15 protein-coding genes and 1 pseudogene are annotated in these 19,411 nt (G+C 68.4%); 9 read left to right on the forward strand and 7 right to left on the reverse strand.

Annotated elements, in window-relative coordinates; genetic code table 11:
• Window positions 1-13: 13 nt before the first annotated feature.
• The 3 genes from ACIBK0_RS44185 to ACIBK0_RS44195 all read left to right on the forward strand — a co-directional run bounded on the left by ACIBK0_RS44185 (window position 14) and on the right by ACIBK0_RS44195 (window position 3,169).
• Window positions 14-916, forward strand: a complete 903-nt coding sequence (locus tag ACIBK0_RS44185; RefSeq protein ID WP_399093624.1) for a LysR family transcriptional regulator — start codon at window positions 14-16, stop codon at window positions 914-916.
• 275 nt (window positions 917-1,191) lie between these two features.
• Entirely contained in the window at window positions 1,192-2,088 is an 897-nt protein-coding gene (locus tag ACIBK0_RS44190; RefSeq protein ID WP_399093627.1) for an alpha/beta fold hydrolase, read from the forward strand.
• Between the two features lie 316 nt (window positions 2,089-2,404).
• Window positions 2,405-3,169, forward strand: coding sequence for a transposase family protein (locus ACIBK0_RS44195; RefSeq protein WP_399093630.1), 765 nt, complete (start codon window positions 2,405-2,407; stop codon window positions 3,167-3,169).
• A gap of 209 nt (window positions 3,170-3,378) precedes the next feature.
• Here the strand turns inward: ACIBK0_RS44195 and ACIBK0_RS44200 are convergent, their stop codons facing one another.
• Genes ACIBK0_RS44200 through ACIBK0_RS44215 form a run of 4 tightly spaced genes read right to left on the reverse strand, consistent with a single transcriptional unit; the run spans window position 3,379 to window position 7,566 of the window.
• On the reverse strand, window positions 3,379-5,844 hold the full coding sequence (locus ACIBK0_RS44200; protein WP_399093633.1) for a tyrosine-type recombinase/integrase: 2,466 nt from the start codon (window positions 5,842-5,844) through the stop codon (window positions 3,379-3,381).
• Window positions 5,841-7,133 (reverse strand): tyrosine-type recombinase/integrase, encoded by a 1,293-nt coding sequence (locus tag ACIBK0_RS44205; protein WP_399093636.1) that lies wholly within the window; start codon window positions 7,131-7,133, stop codon window positions 5,841-5,843. The genes ACIBK0_RS44200 and ACIBK0_RS44205 overlap by 4 nt, the downstream gene beginning before the upstream one ends.
• Window positions 7,134-7,173: 40 nt before the next feature.
• The gene (locus ACIBK0_RS44210; protein ID WP_399093638.1) at window positions 7,174-7,395 is read right to left on the reverse strand and encodes a hypothetical protein; all 222 of its coding nucleotides are present in this window, start codon (window positions 7,393-7,395) and stop codon (window positions 7,174-7,176) included.
• Window positions 7,396-7,425: 30 nt separating this feature from the next.
• Window positions 7,426-7,566 (reverse strand): hypothetical protein, encoded by a 141-nt coding sequence (locus tag ACIBK0_RS44215; protein WP_399093641.1) that lies wholly within the window; start codon window positions 7,564-7,566, stop codon window positions 7,426-7,428.
• A 375-nt stretch (window positions 7,567-7,941) separates the two neighbouring features.
• Between ACIBK0_RS44215 and ACIBK0_RS44220 the strand changes: the two genes are divergently transcribed.
• Together ACIBK0_RS44220 and ACIBK0_RS44225 are read left to right on the forward strand one after the other, a co-directional pair.
• Complete coding sequence (locus ACIBK0_RS44220) at window positions 7,942-8,412, forward strand: hypothetical protein (RefSeq protein ID WP_399093644.1); 471 nt, start codon at window positions 7,942-7,944, stop codon at window positions 8,410-8,412.
• 210 nt (window positions 8,413-8,622) lie between these two features.
• Window positions 8,623-9,096: a hypothetical protein gene (locus tag ACIBK0_RS44225; protein ID WP_399093647.1), complete on the forward strand. Its 474-nt coding sequence runs from the start codon at window positions 8,623-8,625 to the stop codon at window positions 9,094-9,096.
• Between the two features lie 117 nt (window positions 9,097-9,213).
• Here the strand turns inward: ACIBK0_RS44225 and ACIBK0_RS44230 are convergent.
• Window positions 9,214-9,881, reverse strand: a pseudogene (locus tag ACIBK0_RS44230) (transposase); the annotation flags it as partial.
• A gap of 237 nt (window positions 9,882-10,118) precedes the next feature.
• On the opposite strand from ACIBK0_RS44230, the gene ACIBK0_RS44235 reads away from it, so the two are divergent.
• On the forward strand, window positions 10,119-10,319 hold the full coding sequence (locus ACIBK0_RS44235) for a type II toxin-antitoxin system VapB family antitoxin (RefSeq protein ID WP_399093650.1): 201 nt from the start codon (window positions 10,119-10,121) through the stop codon (window positions 10,317-10,319).
• 252 nt (window positions 10,320-10,571) lie between these two features.
• Here the strand turns inward: ACIBK0_RS44235 and ACIBK0_RS44240 are convergent, their stop codons facing one another.
• Both ACIBK0_RS44240 and ACIBK0_RS44245 read right to left on the reverse strand, forming a co-directional pair.
• Window positions 10,572-11,984 carry an FAD-binding oxidoreductase gene (locus tag ACIBK0_RS44240; protein WP_399093653.1) on the reverse strand — a complete coding sequence of 471 codons (1,413 nt, stop codon included), beginning with the start codon at window positions 11,982-11,984 and terminating at the stop codon, window positions 10,572-10,574.
• A gap of 68 nt (window positions 11,985-12,052) precedes the next feature.
• On the reverse strand, window positions 12,053-15,277 hold the full coding sequence (locus tag ACIBK0_RS44245; protein ID WP_399093656.1) for a BTAD domain-containing putative transcriptional regulator: 3,225 nt from the start codon (window positions 15,275-15,277) through the stop codon (window positions 12,053-12,055).
• A gap of 287 nt (window positions 15,278-15,564) precedes the next feature.
• On the opposite strand from ACIBK0_RS44245, the gene ACIBK0_RS44250 reads away from it, so the two are divergent.
• From ACIBK0_RS44250 to ACIBK0_RS44260, 3 genes are all read left to right on the forward strand, one after another.
• Window positions 15,565-16,413, forward strand: coding sequence for a hypothetical protein (locus ACIBK0_RS44250; protein ID WP_399093659.1), 849 nt, complete (start codon window positions 15,565-15,567; stop codon window positions 16,411-16,413).
• A 577-nt stretch (window positions 16,414-16,990) separates the two neighbouring features.
• The gene (locus ACIBK0_RS44255) at window positions 16,991-18,307 is read left to right on the forward strand and encodes an ABC transporter substrate-binding protein (protein WP_399093662.1); all 1,317 of its coding nucleotides are present in this window, start codon (window positions 16,991-16,993) and stop codon (window positions 18,305-18,307) included.
• A 7-nt stretch (window positions 18,308-18,314) separates the two neighbouring features.
• Window positions 18,315-19,382, forward strand: coding sequence for a carbohydrate ABC transporter permease (locus ACIBK0_RS44260; protein WP_399093665.1), 1,068 nt, complete (start codon window positions 18,315-18,317; stop codon window positions 19,380-19,382).
• Window positions 19,383-19,411: the final 29 nt, after the last annotated feature.

The following is a 19,411-nucleotide window of genomic DNA, read 5'->3' on the forward strand; positions in this document are numbered from 1 at the left end:
GAGGCGGCGGCCGATGGAACTCCGACAGCTACGGCACTTTCTGGCGCTGGTCGATGAGCGCAGCGTCACCCGCGCCGCAAAGCGGGAGCTCATCGTGCAGTCGGGCCTGTCGAACTCGCTCCAGGCCCTCGAACGCGAACTCGGCACGCCCCTCTATGTCCGCGGAACCAGGCCCGTCCGGCTCACGGCGGCCGGCGAAGCCCTGGTCGGCCCGGCACGCCGGACCGTGATCAGCGCCGCGCAGGCGGAAGAGGCCGTGCACCACACCCGTGACGTGCTCATCGGCACCCTGCGTCTGGGCGTCGGGCTCTCCGCCCAGCATCTGGTGCCGTTCGCCTCCTACCTCGGCGAGTTCACCCGCGATCACCCCGGTATCGACCTGCGCCTCCAGTACGGGCCCGCGCTGACGATGATCTCGATGGTCGGGACCGGAGAGCTGGACTGTGTGATCGGACCCGCGGTCGACCGGGTCCCCGGCATCCGGATGACCGGCCTCGCGCGGGAGCCCCTGCGCCTCGTCTGCCGTGCCGATCACCGCCTGGCGGAGCGGTCCGACGTCACCATCGCGGAACTGGCCGACGAGCGGTTCGTCGAGGTGCCCCCGCGATGGACGGCCCGCCTGCTCAGTGACGCCGCGTTCGCCACGGAGGGGATCCAGCGCCGGATCGCCTGTGAGGTCGGCGACTGGGAACTGTTCCTCGAACTGGTCGGCGCGGGCGTCGGCATCGGCTTCGCTCCGACCGGCCTGCAGTACCCGGTGCTGACCGCCCCGGACAGCGTCCTGCGGTTCGTGGAGGTCGAGGGCGTGCGTCTGGAGCGGCACATCCACCTGATGCTGCCCCCGGCGGGCGAGACCAGCCCGGCAGCGGCGCGGTTCGCCGATCAACTGCTGCGCGTCCGCTCGGCGGGCGGCTGACCCGCCGCCCGTCGGCGACCGCGGCCCTGCCGACCCCGGAGCGGCGCGGCTGCGCAGGCGCCCGCGCTGCCACCATCTGATCGTCAGATGGACTCCATCTGAGGCAAGCGCGACGCACACGACATCAGCGGCGATGGAGGCGCGGTTGTAAGGGGGTGAAGCTTGACGCCGACCGCGGACACCGGCTGGACGGCGGCGAAGAAACGCCGCTCCGGACGATCCGCCACACGGTCTGCGCCTGCACAGCCCATGAGAAGAAGAAGGAGGTCACTGAGGTGAACCTCACTGACCACGCCGGAGTCCGGCTCACACACGGCAAGCCCAAGGTCAACGGTGTGGAGATCCACTACGCGATCGGCGGCACCGGCGAGCCGGTGTTCCTGGTGCACGGCGTGCCGAAGACCATGGCCTACTGGCGTCACGTTGTACCGCTGCTGACCCCGCACTACACCGTCATCGTGCTCGACAACCGGGGTGCCGGCGGCTCCCAGCGCCCCCTGCGCGGCTACGACACCTCCACGATGGCCGCCGACGTCGCCGCACTCGCCACCCACCTCGGCTTCGACCGGTTCCGCGTCGCCGGCGAAGACTGGGGCGCGGCCATCGCCTATGCCGTCGCCGCCTTCCACCGGCCCCGGGTGCGGCAACTGGTCTTCCAGGAAACGCTCCTGCCGGGACTTCCGGTCGGCCCGGGAATGCCGGGCGGCGGCCCCGACCCCTCGCTCGCCCCCGACGACGGCCGCACCGGCTGGCACTTCAGCTTTTTCAGCCTGCCGCACATCCCCGAACTGCTGCTAGCAGGACGGGAACGGCCCTTCTGGACGTACTACGCCCGCCGACAGATGTGGGACCCCAGCGCGCTGGCCGAGGAAGACGTCAACGAGATCGTGCACTCGGCCGAGCAGCCGGGCGGCACCAGGGCCATCCTGGAGATGTACCGCGCCCGGCAGACCGACGCCGAACAGAACCGCCCGCATTACGCCGACCCGCTCAGCTGCCCGGTCCTGGCTGTCGGAGCCGAGGAATACCTCGGGGACGCGGTAGCACAGCAGATGGCGCAAGTGGCCGACGACGTCCACGGCGTCATCATCCCCGCGGCTGGTCACAACATCGCGCTGGAGAACCCGACCGCTCTGGCCCAGGCCTACCTCGACTTCTTCGCAGCCGGCTGAGGTCCGGCACCGTCCCGTGCCGCGACGTCCGGACATGAGCAGGCCGAAGGTGGCGTAACGAGAGGGCCGGGCGCGGCGCCGCACGGACGTTCCCCGGCGTCAACGCGACCTGCAGTGTCGCCGCACCCGGTGAGGCGGCCCGGCGTCACGGGGATTCGTGACTGGAGACCGTGCTCCGCGCCACGTTGGAAATGAGGCGTCCACTCAGTCAGCCTTTCCAACCTGCCTCCCTCGTCTCGGAGTTGGCCTGACACAAGGGTGAAGCCCCTGATAGATGGGTTTCGACCAAGAGCAACCTGTCCGCCCGGAGCTTCACGTGCTTGTCTACCCATCGGGGATCGATCTGTCCACCTCGACCCTGCGGTACCTCTCCCGCCTGCTGGCCACCCGACGCCGGGAGCGGGGCACGCGGTGGCGCAGGCTCCCCGCGGACCGGCAGGCCCTGCTGGTCCTGGCCCATCTGCGGTGCGGGCACACCTACGCCCAGCTCGCGGCCGGGTTCGGTGTCGGGATCGCCACCGTCTACCGCTACGTCACCGAGGCGGTGGAGGTCCTGGCCGCCGTCGCCCCCGACCTTGCCACGGCCGCCCGGACCGCCGCACGCAAGGTGTTCGTCATCCTCGACGGCACCCTGCTGCCCATCGACCGCATCGCCGCCGACCGCCCGTACTACTCCGGGAAGCACAAAAAGCACGGCATGAACGTGCAGGTCATCACCGACCCGTTCGGGCACCTGCTGTGGGCCTCACCCGCCTTGCCCGGCGCGGTCCACGACATCAAAGCCGCCCGCACCCACGGCGTCATCGACGCCCTGGCCGAGGCCGACGTCCGGTGCTGGGCGGACAAGGGGTACCAGGGCGCCGGCGGCACCATGCGTGTCCCCTACCGCGGCCGTTGGGAGAAGCTCTCCCCAGGCCAAAAAACCGTCAACGTCACCCACGCCAAGATCCGCGCGGTTGGCGAGCAGGCGTTGGCCACCCTGAAGTCCTGGCGGCTGCTGCGCAAGCTCCGCTGCAGCACCACCCGCGTCACTGACCTGATCAAGGCCGTACTCGCCCTTCACTTGGCAACGTCAAGCTGAGGTTGGAAAAGCCTCACTGCCTGGCCCGCCATGACGAATGCGCTATTGCACTCCACCTTCTTGACCGTCCGCTACACCGTGATCGGTCCCCACATGCCTGACACCCCCCTCTGATACCCGTTAGGCATGGGAGTGCGCTGACGACCTGTCTCACGCACCTTCTGCGAACTACCGCCACATAGGTTGGCTGATGTCCAGCCGTGTCGCAGTCAGTCCGTCATATCCCGGTTCTCGGCTTCCCGAACTACGAGTTCACTGATCGCTGGCGTGCCGACAAACACCGGCGCGCTCTTCCGTCTCTCGTTGACGTCAATCTGGCTGATCTTGTCATCGGTGGCGGCGAGGCTGACGGTCAGTTGCTCGACGTCGCCCAGCCATCCTTCGCGTTCAGCTTCGGTGATCCTGGCGTGGAGGTTCACGCGGATCTCCTCCAGGCGGGGCCGCTCACCAGACCCCACGATCAGTACTGGGCATCGAACACAGGCGTGCTCGTGGACGCAGCTGCTTCCGTATGCTCGGCCGCACTGCCCCAGAGCCAACTTGCGCCGCTCAAAGTGCCCGAGGAACTCCTGCCACTCCTCGTCGGTCACTGCCCGATATTCCCCGGCGGGTCGAAGACCGCGTCGGCGGGCGATGAAGGCTCGATGGGCTTCGATGGCGTCTGCGGGATAGATCGCCGCGTAGCCCATCGTGGTGTTGATGCTGTCGTGACCTGCGATAACTTGCGCGATGTGGGGCGGGAGGCCATTGAGGATGGCGTCGGTAATGAAAATCCTGCGGAAATCGTGCGGCTGGAAGGTCAGCGGCTGACCGCTGGCGTCGGTGATGCCGGTATCCGCCAGCAGCGTGTGGAGCGACGAGCGGATCGTGTGAATGGAGATCGCCCTGTTCTCGCCGCCCACAGACCACTGGTAAAGCAGCGGCATAGGAGGATTCCAGACCTTCTCGTGTAGGTCGTAGGACGGGATGCTCGGCACCCGGCCGTCCTGCCCGCGAACACGGCTGATCACAGCACTGAGAACGTCGGCAAGCTCTGGGCTGACGAGCAGGAGGCGCTCTTGATCTGTCTTGGACGGCGCGATCTGCAGGAGCGGTATCACCTCTCCTGTGGTCGGCAGCTTGTAGCTGATGATGCTGTGGTGGCCGAGTTCCTTGAGCTCTTCGATGCGCATCCCGGTGTGCCGGAGGATCTCCACGGTCGCCCAGCCGTAAAAGGCCAGCTTCTCCTCCGCTCGGAAGTCGCGCGGTGTTCCTGTGGCATCAAAAACCTTTGAAGGTTTGCCGTCGGCTCGCTCGGTGGATCGGGGCAGGGTGAAGCTCTCGCCGTGCACCGTGATGGTGGCCTCCAGGTCACCCGCTTCCAATGCCTCCAGGCGCTCCCGGGCTTCTTTCAGCCGGCGGGCAGATGCCTGTACCAGCGCGGGCAGGACGGGCAGCCTCTCCCGGGTGCGGGCGTCGGATCTGGCGCGGACCTCCTGCGCGGCCTGCTTGGCGGAGCAGTCGTCTTCGGTTACTGGGGTCGGCGCCGCCCACGGCCCCCAGCGTTCGGGCTCGTCCAAAGCCCATTCGGCGATGTCCAGGTAGAAACCCCGCACCGCCATCCTGATCATCAAGGCTCCAATGCGTGGCTCCGTTGTCGTGGCGACGGTGCCGTTCGGCATGCGGTGCTTGACGGTCTTGACCGCGATCCGGGCCTTCCACGCGTCGCGCACCTCCGGGGCCAGGTGAAGGCTGTCGATCCCTGGGTGGTGCCGCTCCAGGTCGGCCCAGAAGTAGCCGACCAGATTCCTGGACAGATGCACCAATGTGACGTAATCGACTGAAGGCTGGCGTTCGGTCAAGTAGCTGACGAGCAGGTCGCGGATCGGCCTGCACTTCACATCGAATCGGTCGACGAGCTGGGCCGGGCTCACCTGTCCGGCACGCTTCTCGATGCTCCGCAGCGTTTTGGGCGCGTCAGGGGGGAACTTGCCGCGGCTCTGAAGCAGGGCATAGGCGAGTCGAGTGTGACTAGTGGAGTTCGGCGTGGCCACCAACAGCAGTTCGAGGACATCGCCGACCACGATGTCGTCGATGCCGCCACGCTTCGCCGCGAGGATGCGGGCCAGGGCCTTGAGCGCCTTCGAAGTACGTCGCTGGTCCGGTTGTCCGGGCATGCGGGCGTTACGCAGTGCGGCGAAGCCTCTGGGATCGCGGGCGGCTTCGATGGCTTCGCGCAGGTGGGGCGACAGGCTGCTGGCGAGCCACACCATGCTGGGGCGGATGACATCAGCGCAGACCAGTGCCAGCAGCCCGGAACCGAGCCCTGCCTTCTGCGGCTTCCTGCCGTAGGCGATCCCCCAGGCCAGGGGGGCATCGGTCCAGCCGGCCGAGGTGGCGGAGCCCGGGCTGGCGTTCCAGCGTTGCTGCCAGGTCTCGCCCTCGAAGGTCTCCAGCCATCGCAGCAGCAGGCGCGCACCGACCATTCGCATCGAGTGGGTGGAGTCCTTGCCGTTCTTGAACGGCGGCTGCTCCAGCCTGCGGAGAACCTCCTCACGGGAGATCCGGGTAGTGACCCAGTCGGTTCCCGGGCTACGTGGCGGAAACATCTGCAGATAGGCATCGATCTCTCCGCCAGTCAGGCTCCTCGCGGCCCGGGCCGGCGGGGAGACGAGAGAGACGGTGGCAGTCGTCACCTGGACCTCCCGCCGAAGAGAACGTTGAGGGAATCGCGGTTATAGGCCGGCGCGGGCGGGGCAGGAGGCGGGTCGTTGCGCTTGCGCTCCTGGCGGGCATGGTGTGCAAGACCTGCCGAGATCACGTCGTCCCTGGTGGGCCGGTTGTAGAGGTCCAAGGTGGACAGATGCTTATGGCCGAGGATGTGCTGGACGTAGACCGGCGGCATGTTCGGGTCGTCGAGCATCAAGAATGTCGCCGTGTGCCGCAGGTCGTGAAGAGTCCAGTTGGCGCCCAAGAGCTCGTTGGCGCGGTTGAACATCATGCGCGCCGCGTCGTACTCCAACGGCCGCCAGGGACGGCGCAGAGTCCACCACAGCGGCTGCCCGCGGCGGCGGGGGACGCCCTTCTTCCAGGCTTCTTCCTGGTAGAGCCGCAGCCAGACGAACGCGTCGGGAGTGGCGGGCAGCTCCTGGTAATCGCGCGTGCCTTTGCGGATCACGCCGATGGTCTGCTGGCCGACGACCGCATCGCTCTGCCTGGCGGTGAGCAGTTCCTCGGCGCGGGCGCCGGTGGCGACCCAGAAGGCCAGTAGGGCTCGGTCGCGGTGCGAGCGGAGACCTTCGAAGACCTCAATGTATTTCTCGTCGGGGATACGGCGCGGGATCCGCTTGGGAACCTTGGGCCGATAGAGGCCGGTGCGCTGCTGCTTATGCTCCTTCTCGGGATTGTGATGGGCGTTGGCTCGCGCCGAGCGCCGATTGCGGACCAGAGGGAAGGGATTGACCAGCAGCGAACCGGTGTTGCGCTCCAAGTGGAAGTCGTAGAAGGTCCGCAGCACCGTCTCGCAGTGCGCCCGGGTATTGGGCGCATACTTCTTGCCGACAGTGGGCTTGCCCGTCACCGGGTTCGGGGATCCCAGAGCCGGATTGCCGGTCCGGGCAAATTGGGGTATCTCGGCGGGGTCCTTGCCGCGGTGACGCCAGTGGACACGTACCGGCTTGTCCGCCAGCTTCATCCACAGCATGAAGTCCCGGGCATCCTCACGAACCGCGCGGTCCCACTCGATTCCGCATGCCCACATGTAGCGCCACCAGCGCAGCAGATCCATCCCGTACGAGCGCGGCGTCAACGGAGAACTGTCTGCTGCCATCAGGTCTCTGAGGTACGTCGCGACAGGCTCGATCGGTCGTCCGAGCGGGTCCAGCACCTGGTACGGCTCCCAAGGGTCTCCCGTCCCCAGCAACTTGCCTAACTCAGGCAGCACAAAGCTTTTCAGATCCCTGTCGGGACGCTGTTCACCGGGCATGCCGGGAAGCTAGCAGAATCCCCAACTGACCTGCGAGGATTCACAAGTTAGTTCGGTCAACATGCCAGGTGCTTGACGAGGACCCGGGATAACTGAGGCAGGCGGTGGCACAGCGGGGGCGAATGGTGTCGGCATCGGCGGTGTAGACGAGGACGATGGCACCCTCGAGGGCGCGGTAGCGCTGGACGACGATCGCGCCCTCCGGCGTCCCCTTCGCTGGGTCGGCTCCGGCGAGGCGGTGGGTGGGCAGGCTGTGAACCATGCGTGGTTTCTCCTTCGGGATCGTCGTTGATCAGGCGGTGAGGTGGTGTTCGGCAGGGGCAGCTGTGTAGCTGTTCGGATCGGCCGGAGTGCCCTCGTGGCACTCCAGGCAGCTGCCGAGAGTGCGCAGCAGCAGACAATGGTGATACCTGCGCCGGCACAGGGACAGCACTGCCGTGCCTCCATCGCCCGGTCCAGCACCCGCTCCTGAGCCAGGGTCATGGCCCGTACGGGTTGGGCACGGTCGATCCGGTACAGGTAGGCGGGCCACGTGCAGAGGAGGCCGGGCCAGTAGGCGCAGGCGCGGCAGCGCAGCACGATCGGTTCCTGACCAGCGGGGCGCAGACCGAGGGCGCGTAACTGGCGGCGTCGCTATACCGTCAGGAGCGGTGCCCCAGTCGTACGCCGAAACCAGCGGGTTCGAGGTATCTGGACGGTGCTCCGGTGAGAACCCGCTGGGGGTGTGGTGGTCCTGGCCGGGGATACCGCGCGGGTTCCGCTTCGCAGTGTGGGACAAGATGCGCCCCCGATCTGGAGGGGGCTTGGGATGAGTTACGACCTGCAAGCAGTGATCGCTGACGGGGAGGCGCTGCGCGACGCGGCGCGGGACCTGCCTGCTGCTCGGCTGGCATCGATCGGACAGGGCCTCTCGCTGATGCCGATGACAGACGCCCTGTTCGATTCCGTCACAAACAACAGCGGTGTAGGGGCGCTGGGGTTCTGGCGGTTGCCGGGACGGTTCGAGAAGGTCCTCGCTGACTGGTCAGCCGGTGGGCCGGTGGCCTACGTGGAAGCTGAGTACTTCGGCGGTGTGGGCGAGCAGCGGGCTGTTGTGTGGGACGGTGGCACTATCGTGCTGGGGCCTCTCCACGTGGAGGAGGGCCAGCCGTTTCCGCCTGCCGGTAGTCCGATCTCTCGAGCGCTGCGGCGGTTGGGCGTAGTGGCAGGCGCCGGCGAGGACGAGTTCTCAGCCGTGGGGCTGGACCGGCATCGACACCGCGAGGGCTGGATTGCCTGACGCGCGACTTCTGAATTCCCGCACCCGCAGGCAGTGGCTTCGTATCCGAGAGGGGGCTCTGGCCCACATTGTGTGGAGCGGCTGCTCTCCGTCGCAGTATTGCCTCGGACAGGCGCTCAGTCGGTGACGTCACCGGTGTCGCGCCGTGGTCGACGAGGCGCAGGAGCAGCGGGCCTGGCATGTCGGAAGCGGCCAGTAGCCTCAGGCACCATGGGAATTGAGATCGATGTAGTGGCGGGTTACCCGATCAACGATGAAATGGAGAGGGTGCTCGGGCTGGCCGAGGCGGTCGGCGAGCCCGTCACTGTCACGTTCATGTGGGAGGGGCGTGAAGAGACGGAACGCGCCGTGCTAGTGCCCGCGGCCACGCTGGCGCTCTGGGAGCATTGGGCCCCCACCGCCTACCCGACGAGTGACGCTGGGGACGAGAACCGGGCTGAAACGGAAAAGCCGGAACTGGCCCATCCAGCGGAGTTCGGCGCGTTCACGCTCTTTCGTCGTCGCGTGGGAGGGCGCACGGCGGTCGCTCGCGGAGGAGTGGTGGTTGCCGAGCTCCTGGACCCCGACGAGGCGCACTGGCTCCAAGAGCAGGCCCGCAATGTCCGCCAAGGCTTCATGGACCCGAAGCAGAAGGCGGCGTTCGAGGAGTTCCTCGCCCGACAGCCATCCCTCGATGAGCAGTGACGCGCCGACTCATGCTTCGGCCACGGCTTCTGACAATGGATCACAGGAGTCATCCGGCGGCGCGGGCCTCCGAGCGAGGCCCGCGGATCGGGCTCCAGCGGCTCGACTCCCGCAGGCCAGTGCGCCCCGTAAGTGCGCGTTGGTGCCGTAGGCGGCGACAGACACGACGACGCGCGGCGTCATGCCCCAGCCGGCCAGCGTGCTCGAGCATGTCCAACGCCAGGCGCCACCTCTCGCGGTGCGTGACCTCGGGCGGGATGCGGGTGAGGGTCGCGCGGTCGGTGCCCGGTGCCCACTCCTAGGGTAGGAACAGCCGCCATTACAGGGGCAGGAACAGCCGCCATTGCAGCAGGCAGGAGGCCGAGTCGGCCGCGACGTGGACGCTGACCGCGACCTGGCCGTCGGCCCGTGTGCTCAGGGCCCTGGAATTCGCCGCACTGCGGGGCCACGGCGACCGACATCCGTCCGTCCTAGGGGACTGACGCACCGTCGATTACGAAGGCCGTGGGGTTGATCAGCGGCCGCATCCGTTCGGCGATTCGCCGCTGCACCGGCAGCGGATCCCACCTGGACTGGTTCACGAACTGCTGCGGGTTCTGCTCGTTGCCATCCGGCAGCCGCGAAGCCATGGCCTGGATCGACTTGCGGCGTTCGTCCAGCATCAGTCCCCGCAGATAGCAGTCGTCCTTGGCCCGCTGCTCCTTCCGCGACACCGAGGCGAACACATCTGCCACGTATAACGCCAACGTCGCCCGAACACGCTTCACTTCATGCGGTCCATGCATTCAACATGCTCCCGAACACGCCCGACAGGAAGACCCAACGGAGTCCTACTAGCGTTTATCACCGGGGAGGGCCGCCACAGGCCATGCCGTCCCGAAACGAGCGTCGCTCCGCGGTCGGCCCGCCCCCTTGCGGATACCTCATGTGACCGGCCTACCGCGACGACCACAGCATGTCAGCCCCCCGCGGCATCACACCAACAAGGCCAGTAGAGTTCCGGTCCGACGGAGGGGGCGCTCGTGGCCAAGGTCAACATCAGTCTTGATGCCGAACTGGTGGTGGAAGCGATGGTTCTGGCGGGGATCGGGTCGCCCCAGGATGCCGTCGAAGCAGTCGTGCGTGACTACGTCGCCCGGGGGCACCGTACTGAGGCACGCACCGAACTCACGGGCCAGAGTCTGCGCGAGGTCGAGGCCAAACCGCAGGAGCCTCAAGGCTGAGTGTGATCACGTGACGTCACTCCGGCTCCGCTCCCGTCGGCGGCCTCGTCCAGATCCCCAACCTGTCCGTGCTGGAATTGGCGCACAGTCGCAGTCGCCCGGCCTCGTCGACGAGTTCCTCATCAACGCGACCGCCCCGGCCGACGCCGACCACCGCGTCCATCACGGCATCCAGGTCCGCGCACCGGGACGGTCGAGTGGCTCACCAGGCTGTAGCAGTTCGCCGCCCCGCCGGTGAACACCAGCTCCTGGTCACGCCGCGGCTGAGGGGCGGATGTTCTGGTTGAGGCGGAACAGATTGGTGGGATCGTAGGTGTCCTTGACTCTCACGAGCCGTTCGTGGACCGCGTTCGGGTACGAGGCGTGGACCTTGTCCTCGGCGGCGTCGCCGGTGAAGTTGACGTACATGGCCCCGTGGCCGTGGCGTGCGATCTCCTGGCGGGCGTTGCGGGCCCAGGTGACATGGGCGTCAAACCCCGTCGCGTCGGGGGAGCGTGCGATCACGTTGCACAGGGTGCTCGCCCCACGCTGACTGAAGGCCGTGGCCTCGGCTGGGACGCGGGCGTAGGCACCGCCCAGTTGGTGCAGATGCAGTTCGCTGAAGGGTGTGGGCGTCGTCAGGTGGTGCCGCAGCAGGGCGTCGATCGCGGCGTCGGACGGCTCGATGAACGCCGATGTGAAGTAGTTGTGGGCGCCGGCCGTCCACAGCGGGTCGAGCAGTGACTGCATGCCCAAGTACGGCATGGGACCCATGAGGTCGGCGATGGGTGTCCCCAGCGTACGCAGCGGAGCTACGGCCGCCTCGCCGGCCGCGGGGTCGCCCGCGTACATGCCGGCCAGCACCACGACGCGGGTGCCGTGGACCTCCTCGGGCAGGAACGGCAGCGGAGGCGCCGTCGTCAGGTCGACGAGTGTGGTGAGTTCGTCGGGCATGTCTCCGGTCAGCTCGCGCCAGCCCGTGATCACCTGTCGGGCCTCGGCGAGGGGGTAGAAGATCAGGCCGGCCAGGACCTGTGGCCCGACCGGGTGCAGCTGGTACTCGAGCGAGGTGACCACACCGAAGTTGCCGCCGCCACCGCGCAGGGCCCAGAACAGCTCCGCGTGCTCTCGCGGGTCCGCACGCACCACACGGCCGTCCGCGGTGACGACCTCGGCCGCCGTCACATTGTCGGAGGCCAGACCGTGGCGGCGCAGGAGCCAGCCGACGCCGCCGCCGAGAGTGAAGCCGGCGATGCCGGTCGAGGAGACCAGTCCGCCGGTCAAGGCGAGCCCGAAGGCCTGGGTTTCATGGTCGAGGTCGCCCCACGTCATACCTGCCTGGGCGACGACCCGGCGCCGCACCGGATCGACTGTGGCGCCCTTCATGAGCGACAGGTCGATGACGATGCCGCCGTCGCAGGTCGAGAATCCGGCGATACTGTGAGCGCCACCGCGCACAGCGACGAGCAGGTCCTGGCTGCGGGCGAACTCGACGGCGCGGATCACGTCCGCGGTCCCGGCGCAGCGCACGATCAGGGCAGGGTGCTTGTCGTGGGCCGCGTTCCAGACCGCCCGGGCCTCGTCGTAGGCGGCGTCGTCTGGACGGACGACGGTGCCGCGCAGTGCTGACTCCAGTTCGGCGATGGTGGCATCCCCCAGAACGCCCCTTGCCGTGTCGATCGACATGGTCGGCTCCTCGGTACGAGTGCTTGCGCTGATGGTCAGGACCGTAGGCCGTGCCGCTTAGCACTCACTCAGCAGCCGCTTTGCCCGGTAGGCGCCCGTGGCACCGTGCGCCGCAGGACGGCCGGGCCGCGCGCGTCGCCGAGCTGGGCGAAGAGGTCATCGGCCTGGGCGGCTGACGTCTCGGCGGCGCCGCGGTCACCCGCCTGCCGCTGCAGCTGCGCCAGCATGAGGGCGACCCATCCGGCGGCGGAGGGCGACCCGGCGACGTGTTCCAGCCGCTGGGCGCGGGTCAGCAGGGTGCGGGCTCGCGCCGAGTCACCCGCGGTCCGGGCCACGAGGCCGAGGTGGAGCAGGCTGTTGGTGGCGCCTGGGATGTCGTCGGTCTCCTCGAAGCCTGCAAGGGCGTGGGCGATGGTGGTCTGAGCGCTGTCGGTGTCCCCGCCGGCCAGGTGGAGCAGGCCGAGACAACCGAGGGTGATGCCTTCCTCCCGGCGGTCGCCGAGCCGACGCCTGATAGCCAGTGCCGCGTCGAGGTACTTCCTTGCCGCCTCGTGGTCGCCTCGGCTCCGGTGGATGTTGCCGAGCGTGTTGAAGGCCAGGGATTCCCCGTGCGGGTCGGCGAGCGCGCGGAAGCAGTCGGCACTTTCTTCGGCGGCCGCCGTGGCGGCGGCGGTGTCGCCCCGCAGGCGGTCCGCCCAGGCGAGATTCGCCAGGACATAGCCGCGTGCCCGGGACGGGCCGACCGTGCGGCCGGCGAGCACCGTCTCCTCGAAGAACAGCGACACCTGCCCCGCCTCGTCGTCCTCGATCGCGTACCCCGGTGTCATGACCGGGAAGGACGGCTCACTGCCTGCTCCCACGTCATCGAGCAGCCGCAGACTTTCCGTGCAGGCCTCGCGGGCCACCGGGCCCTCGCCACGGCACACGGCCCAGACGCCGTCGAGGTGCGCGGCAGCGGCGAGGACCGAGGGCTCGCTCGCGTCATGGGCGAGAACGCGGGCCCGGTCGAGAGCGGTGCGGGCCCCGTCCCACGTACCGCCCATCCAGAGCAGAACCGCCTGTTGAAAGTAGGCGAACGCCAGCGCGGCCGGCTCCGGCCGCCGCTGGTGGATCTCGACGATCTGCCCGGCGATGTCCTCCAACGGGTATCCGTCACCGAGGCGGATCGCCAGCACGGCGCGCCCCATCAGCGCTCTGGCGCGCTGCGGCGTCGGCTCCGGTGCGGCGGCCAGGGCGTCGTCCAGCCAGCGCCGACCCTCGGCGAGGCGGCCGCGTTCGGGCCAGAACGATCGCAGCGCGACCGCCAGGCGCAGCGCGCTGTCCGGTTCATGGCGCAGAGACGAGCGCAGGGCGGCCCGGAGGTTCCCGTAGTCGGCCTCCAGCTCCAGCGAGGTCGCCCCGGACACTCCGGTGGGCGCCTCGCTGTCCCGCGCCTCGGCGAGTTCCAGGTAGAAGCGCCGGTGCCTGGCCTCGGTGGCCGCCAGCTCCCCGGCGGACCGCAGGCGCTCCGCGGCGTACTGCCGGATGGTCTCCAGCAGCCGGTAACGGGCCTCGTCCTGCCGGGCCTCCACCCACACCAGGGAGTTGTCGGCCAGCCGCCCGAGGAGGTCCAGCACCGAGGTGTGCTGGGTGCCGTCGGCGCACACCTCCTCGGCCGCGGCGAGCGAGAACCCGCCCACGAAGACCGCGAGCCGGCGCAGCAGGCGCCGTTCCTCGTCGTCGAGCAGCCGGTGACTCCACTCCAGCGTGGCCAGCAGCGTCTCCTGGCGGGTCACGCCATGCCGGCTGCCGCGGCCGAGGAGGGCCAGGGCGTCGTCGAGCCGTTCGGCGATCTGGCGGGCGGCCAGTACGTGAACCCGGGCCGCAGCCAGCTCCAAGGCCAGCGGCATTCCGTCGAGCCGGAAGCAGATCTGTGCCACAGCCGCCGCGTTCCCCGCGGTCAGCTGGAAGCCGGGGGCGGCGTCGGCGGCCCGCTCCACGAACAGCCGCACGGAGGCGAACCGGCCCAGTTCCTCCACGGACGGCAGCCGATGCGGATCCGGAAGACCCAGGGACGGCACCCTGAAAGTACGTTCCCCATAGCTGCGCAACGGCTCCCGGCTGGTCGCGAGCACGAAGACGCCCGGGCAGCGTGCCATGACCTCCGAGACCAAGGCGGCGCACGCGTCGACCAGGTGTTCACAGTTGTCCAGCACCAGCAGCATGTCCCGGCCGCCGAGCTGTGCGATCAGCGCTTCCCGGGCCCGGCCGGACAACGGGAGCTGCAGTCCCAGGACCGCGGCCACCGCCTCAGGGACGAGATGCGGTTCCGTCAGCGCGGCGAGGTCCACGAACCACACCCCGTCCCGGAAGTCGTCGCCCCGACGGGATGCCACAGCGAGCGCGAGCCGGGTCTTGCCGCAGCCGCCGGCCCCGGTGAGGGTCAGCAGCCGGCTCCGCCCGAGCAGCTTCTCCACCTCGGCCATCTCGCGTTCCCGGCCGATCAGGGCGGTCGCCGGCGTCGGCAGATTGTGCCGCGGGACATCCAGCCGCTCTTCTCGCGCCTCGACCGAGTCGGCCAGCAGGAGCCGGAAGAGGCGGCGCGTCTGCGGGTCGGGATCGGCGCCGCTGTCACGGCGGAGTGCGTCCCGCAGACGCTCGTACGTGGCGAGCGCTTCCCGGCGCCGCCCGGCGTCGGCCAGAGCCCGCATCAGCGCCCGGTGGCCGGGCTCGTGCAGAGGGTCCCGGGAGACCAGGGCTTGCAGCACGTCAACGGCCTCGGTCGTGCGGTGATCGTGCTCGAGCGCCTCGGCCAGCCCCAGCATGAGCGTCGTACGTCGCACCTCCAGCGCCGCGGCCGCCTCGCCGGCCCATGGCTCGTAACGGTCCTCGGGCAGCAGCCCGGGATCGGCCAGCGTGAGCGCCGCACGAAAATCCGCCGTCCCGCCGCCGTGCGAGGCCCGCCGGACCGCCTCGTCGAGTTCGTCGAGGTCGATCCGCACGCCGCCATCGGCGCCGAGAAGCACCATGTCGTCGCGGAGCACGACGACATCCCCCCGCGCCCCCGTGGAGGCCAGCGCACGCCGCACGGCGTGCATCACCTGGTGCAGGTTGTTCGACGCGGCCGTCCGGTCGAGGTCCGGCCACAGCAGGTCGTAGAGCCGCTCCCGGTGCATCCGGTGGCCCGGTGACAGGCACAGCAGTTTCAGCAGACTCCGGGCCTTGCGCAGCCGCCAGGCCCCGGCGGCGACCGGGCGATCCTCGACCGTCACAGCGAAACCGCCGAGGAGCCGGATGCGTACCTCATCGGCCATGGCTACTCCACGGTCAACCTACCGCCTGACCGGTTTCAGGACCCGCGGAGCCCCAGAGGCATGGGAGCCGACCGCGCACGGGGTGCGGTCGGCTGCAGGTCGGGGCGCCGGCGCTGATCCCGCGTAGCTGTGCCATCCCCGGGCGAGCAGGGCCCGCTACGCCTGCTGGTCGGGCGGCTCGCGATGGCGCCACCGTCGGCCGGATGGCCCATCGCGCGCTGATGGCACGGTTGAGGAGGTTAAGGAACGGAGGGACGTGGCCGCTCCGGCCACGGTGTTCCCGCCCCGTGGAGGCATCGCCCATCGTGTCGCACCTGTCCGGCAAGTCACGCTTCGACGACATCTACGAGCAGCCCGATCCCCGGCCTTACTTCAGGCGGCTCGCACCTCTGCAGTACGAGATCCCTCATCACGCTCAGCCGGTCTTCCGGAGAAGTGTCGAGGAGTGCAGGGCCCGGAGCACAGGCCGCCGGGATGTCACGGTGCTCGACATCTGCTGCTCGTACGGAATCAACGCGGCCCTTCTCAACCACGACCTGACCCTTGCCGACCTGTACACGCACTACACCAGCCCCGCGGCCACCCGCCTGACTGCGGCCGAACTCATCCATTCCGACAAGGAGTTCTACGCAGCCCACCGAAGAGACGACGCCGTCGCGGTCGTCGGTCTGGACGTGTCCGCGCCTGCGATCAAGTACGCCGTGGCCGTGGGACTGCTCGACGACGCCTACGCCGAGAACCTCGAACGCCGCCCGCCCAGCACGGCACTACGCCGGGCCGCCTCCCGTGTCGGCCTCCTCACACTGACGGGCGGCGGCAGCTACATCACCGAGCGGACCTTCGGCGCTGTCCTGGCCTGCACCCAATCGCCCGCACAGGTCGCGGCGTTCGTCCTGCGCGGCATCCCGTACGACCGAATCGCAGCCGTCCTCGCATCCCATGGGCTGCACACCGCCGTCGACCACTCACGCACCTACCCGCAGCGCCTGTTCACCGGTCCGGAGGAGCAGCGCATGGCCCTCGCGGACGTCGTCCGGGCCGGACTCGATCCGTCGGGCCGGGAGGCGTCCGGTCGTTATCACGCGGTCCTGTACGAGTCCCGCCCGGCGTCCGAGGAGACTGCTGAGGCAGGGTGAGGGTAACCCGCCCGAGAGGCCGGGGGTGAGGACGGTGATGGTTGCGGTGGCCGCGGTCACGATCGTCGCAGTGCGTGTCGGTCCTGGCCGGGTGAGGTACTGGGGCGAGACGGCAATTGAGGTGTGATCGTCGACAGCGAGCGTGGCCGGTGGAAAGTCCTGCCAGATGGCATGGGCGTCGTCGCGGCTGCGTGAGCGTCTGGAGCGGCTGCGCTCGTAGCGGGGACAGAGTCCGCGGTAGCCGGACGGCCACGACATCGTCCGCTTGATCACCCATCTGCGGCAGCCCGAGCGTTTGCTGGAGTCGACGCCCGTGCGGGGCCGCTGTCGCCGCTGCTCGGGGGCGCGGAGTGCTTCCGCGGCGGAGAAGCGCAAATTTCCATAAAAAGGATGTCTCTAACTATTTGCGGCACGTGATGTGAGCATTTGCTGCTCTTGTCTCCTGGCGGCTCGGCGACAAAGTGTCTTGACAGGTTCGAACGCCTGCCCGCAGAATCTCCGCCACCCATTCGTCATTGAGCAATGACAAATGAAATGCGGCGGCAACGCTGCTCACAAGAAGACCCGGAGGAACCACATGAGCTTCATGACGGGCATAGGCGCGCGAGCCGCGACGGGGGCCGCTGTGGCGCTGCTCCTCGGCGGGGTTGCCGGATGCGCCGGCTCGGGCGGCAGCGCTTCGAGCGGCGACGGAGGCGGCAAGGTCGGAGGCGACCTGCGCGTGCTGAGCAACTGGACCGGCAGCGAGGGGGACGCCTTCGCGAAGGTGATCAAGGGCTTCGAGGCCAAGTATCCGTCGGTGAAGGTCAAGATCGAGACTGTTCCGTTCGAGCAGGGGCAGGCGCTGCTGACCCAGCAGTACGCCCAGGGTTCACCTCCGGATGTGGCCGTGGCGCTGCCCGGACTGATCAGGACGTTCTCCGAGCAGGGGCTGCTGGTGAACCTCGACTCGACCTGGGACAAGTGGATCGCCGACGGCGAGTACACCCCGGCGGTGAGGAAGATTGCGGACGGGGCCGACAGTCACACCGACTCCGTTCTGTTCAAGGGCAACGTCAACGCGCTGATCTGGTACGACCCCAAGCAGTTGGCGAAGCTCAACCTGTCGGTGCCGAAGACGTGGGCGCAGTTCACGTCGGTGCTGAACAAGTCGAAGGCCGAGGGTGTGGCCCCCTTCGCGGTGGGCGGCAAGGACCAGTGGCCGCTGACCCAGTGGACCGACTCCCTCCTGCTGCGTGTGGCGGGTGCCTCTGCGTTCAACGATCTCGCCCAAGGCGAGATCGGCTGGGACGACCCGCGGATCGTCAAGTCCTTCAAGGTCTATGCCGACATGGTCCGTGCGTACTTCCCCTCGACAACGTTGTCGAGTACGTTCGCCGACGCCACCTGCGCGAGGGTTGCAGGCAAGTACCTCTTCGAGAACCAGGGCGCCTTCATCAACCTGGTCGACCGTCAGGAGTGCGGCAAGGACCTGGTGCCGGGCAAGGATCTCTCCTTCTTCGAGATGCCGTCCTACGGCAACACCCCGGCGCCGAAGTTCGTGAGCGGTGACCTGTTCATGGGCGCCAAGGACTCGAAGAACCCGGTGGCCACCAAGGCGCTGCTGGAATACCTCGGTTCGGCGCAGGCACAGGAGATCTGGGCCAAGATCGGCGGGTACGTCGCGCCGAACGCCAAGGTCCCGGCCAGTGCGTACCCCAACGTCAATGACCGCAATGCCGCCGCCCTGTGGCCCAAGAACCCCTCGCAGGAGGCCGGATACGACCTCGACGACTGGATCGGCGGGGAAGTCCAGGTCAAGTACGAGCAGGCGCTGGCGCAGTTCGTCCGTGACACCGACGTGAGCGCCTTCATTTCGAAGATGAAGCAGATCGACACCCGATCCGGCCACTGAGATGCCAATGATCACCTCCGCCAAGACACGATCGAGCACGAGCGGTCCACGGCCCACCGGTAACCCCCGGGGCGACGGCCGCAAGCCGGCATCTCCTCGGACGACCCGTAAGAGAGGCGGCCTCACCGGCTACGCCTTCGTGACCCCGCTGCTGGTCGTCTTCACCCTGTTCTATCTGTGGCCGGCCGTGCAGAGCCTGATCAGCAGCTTCTTCACCTGGGGACTGCTGCGCCCGTGGAACGTGTTCGACCGATCCACCTGGCACTTCGCGGGGATCTCCAACTACCAACGGACGCTGAGCGACCCGGACTTCTGGCACGCCGGCGCCAACTCGCTGCTCTGGCTGATCCTCTTCCCGGCCCTGGTCACCGGTATCTCCCTGGTCGGAGCCGTGGCCATCTGGCACACGCGGCGCTGGTCCGTGCTGTACCGCACCGTGTTCGTGCTGCCCATGACGATCTCGCTGGCGGCGGCCGGCGTCATCTGGTCCTTCGTCTACAACCCGGACGCGCACATCGGGGTGCTCAACGCAGTTCTCAATGCACTGCACCTGCAGGGGGAACTCAACTGGGGACCCCTGCACCTGAAGACAGGGCAGTGGCTCGCCGACGCGGGCGCACTGGACCTGGGCTTCGGGCAGATCCACCTGGTGAACGTCTTCGTCATCGTCGCCGCAGCCTGGGCGTTCGCGGGATATGGCGTGATCACGTTCAGCGCGGGGCTGTCGTCGCTGCCCCAGGAGCTCGTCGACTCCGCCCGGGTCGACGGATGCGGAACGCTGCAGATGGTGCGCCACGTCATCGTGCCCCACCTTCGGCAGCCCATGCGGATCGTCTTCGTGGTCAGCGTGATCTTCGCGCTGCGCACCTTCGACATCGTCTATGTGATGACCTCGGGAGGCCCGGGAACGGACTCCACCGTGCTCGGACTGCTGCCGTGGCAGCAGGCATTCGCCTACCTCACCTCGCCGCAGGCGGGACAGGCGGCGGCCGTCGCCGTGCTGATGTCCGCCGCGCTGATCGCTCTCGGCTTCCCGTACCTGAAGTCAATGCTTCCCCGGAAGGAGTCACGGTGAGGAGGAACCGGCTCACCCTCACGGTGCTC

The organism is Streptomyces sp. NPDC050564 (genome assembly GCF_044457265.1).
Lineage (GTDB): Bacteria > Actinomycetota > Actinomycetes > Streptomycetales > Streptomycetaceae > Streptomyces.

What these genes read in the sequence shown, in the direction of transcription:
- ACIBK0_RS44185 (WP_399093624.1), top strand. Translation starts at nt 14, where the DNA reads ATGGAACTCCGACAGCTACGGCACTTTCTGGCGCTGGTCGATGAGCGC.
- ACIBK0_RS44205 (WP_399093636.1), bottom strand. Translation starts at nt 7,133, where the DNA reads ATGCCCGGTGAACAGCGTCCCGACAGGGATCTGAAAAGCTTTGTGCTG.
- ACIBK0_RS44210 (WP_399093638.1), bottom strand. Translation starts at nt 7,395, where the DNA reads ATGGTTCACAGCCTGCCCACCCACCGCCTCGCCGGAGCCGACCCAGCG.
- ACIBK0_RS44220 (WP_399093644.1), top strand. Translation starts at nt 7,942, where the DNA reads ATGAGTTACGACCTGCAAGCAGTGATCGCTGACGGGGAGGCGCTGCGC.
- ACIBK0_RS44225 (WP_399093647.1), top strand. Translation starts at nt 8,623, where the DNA reads ATGGGAATTGAGATCGATGTAGTGGCGGGTTACCCGATCAACGATGAA.
- ACIBK0_RS44240 (WP_399093653.1), bottom strand. Translation starts at nt 11,984, where the DNA reads ATGTCGATCGACACGGCAAGGGGCGTTCTGGGGGATGCCACCATCGCC.
- ACIBK0_RS44245 (WP_399093656.1), bottom strand. Translation starts at nt 15,277, where the DNA reads ATGGCCGATGAGGTACGCATCCGGCTCCTCGGCGGTTTCGCTGTGACG.
- ACIBK0_RS44255 (WP_399093662.1), top strand. Translation starts at nt 16,991, where the DNA reads ATGAGCTTCATGACGGGCATAGGCGCGCGAGCCGCGACGGGGGCCGCT.
- ACIBK0_RS44260 (WP_399093665.1), top strand. Translation starts at nt 18,315, where the DNA reads ATGATCACCTCCGCCAAGACACGATCGAGCACGAGCGGTCCACGGCCC.